The 1315-nt window shown below is 74.1% G+C and carries 1 protein-coding gene; it reads right to left on the bottom strand.

Going from position 1 to position 1315, the window contains the following annotated elements; all coding sequences use genetic code 11:
* Window positions 1–1315, bottom strand: a 1315-nt coding sequence (locus tag AWZ10_RS35250) for a beta-ketoacyl reductase (RefSeq protein ID WP_159058470.1), incomplete at both ends; no start/stop codon positions are given.

Below are 1315 nucleotides of genomic sequence, written 5' to 3'. Positions count from 1 at the left end.
CAGCGCACGCGGGTCGATGCCCGCCCGCTCGAACGTCTCCCAGGCCATCTCCAGCAGCAGACGCTGCTGCGGATCCATGGCGACGGCCTCACGCGGCGAGATGTTGAAGAACGCCGGGTCGAACCCGCCCGCGTCGCTGAGGAATCCACCGGTGCGGGTATAGACGGTGCCGACCTTGCCGGGGTCGGGGTCGTAGAGGGCGTCGAGGTCCCAGCCGCGGTCCTCGGGGAAGGGCACCAGGCCCTCCTCGCCTTCCAGGAGCATCCGCCACAGTTGTTCGGGGGTGCGGATGTCGCCGGGGAAGCGGCAGCCCATGGCGACGATGGCGATGTCGTCGTCGATGGCGGCGGAGCGGCGTGGGGTGTCGTCCGGGGTGGCGGGCACGGTGTCGGCGGCGACCTCGGCGAGCAGGAAGTCGGCGAGGGCGCGGCAGTTGGGGTGGTCGAAGACGAGGGTGCTGGGCAGGCGCAGGCCGGTGATGCGGTTCATGCCGTTGCGCAGTTCGACGGCGCTGAGCGAGTCGATGCCCAGGTCGGTGAAGGGGCGTTCCGGTTCGACGGCGTCGGCGGCTGGGTAGCCGAGGACGCCCGCGACATGGCCGCGCACGATCTCCAGGACGGCTCCGGCCCGTTCGTAGTCGGGCAGGGCGGCCAGGTGGGTGTGGAGCGAGGAGGCGTCGGCGGTGGCGGGTGCGCTGTCCTGGCGCGCCGTGTCCAGCGCCCGGCGGGCGGCGGGCAGTTCGTCCAGCAGGTGGCTGGGGCGGGGCGCGGTGAAGGACGGGGCGTAGGTGTCCCAGCGCAGGTCGGTGACGACGACGTGGGTGTCGCCGAGGTCGAGGGCGTGGCCGAGGGCCTCGCAGGCGGCGGCGGTGTCCATGGGGTGGACTCCGTGGCGTCGCATGCGGTCGCCGGCCGCGTCGCCGACCATGCCGCCGTCGGCCCACAGTCCCCAGGAGACGGCGGTGGCGGGCAGTCCGGCGGCTCGGCGCTCGGCGGCGAGGGCGTCGAGGTAGGCGTTGCCGGGGGCGTAGTTGCCGAGGCCCGCGCCGCTGAGGACGCCCGCGGTGGAGGAGAACAGCACGAAGGCGGAGAGGTCGAGGTCACGGGTGAGCTCGTGCAGGGCGCGGGCGGCGGTGGCCTTGCCGCGCAGGACGGCGTCCATGCGGCCGGGGGTGAGTGAGTCGATCACGCCGTCGTCGAGGGACCCGGCCGCGTGGAACACGGCGTCGAGGGGCCGGCCTGCGGGCACGTCCGCGAGCAGTCGGGCGAGGGCGGCGCGGTCGGACACGTCGCAGGCGGCGAGGGTGACGTCGACG

Source organism: Streptomyces europaeiscabiei, assembly GCF_001550375.1.
Lineage (GTDB): Bacteria > Actinomycetota > Actinomycetes > Streptomycetales > Streptomycetaceae > Streptomyces > Streptomyces europaeiscabiei.
This window is presented reverse-complemented; position numbering and strand designations above follow the sequence as displayed.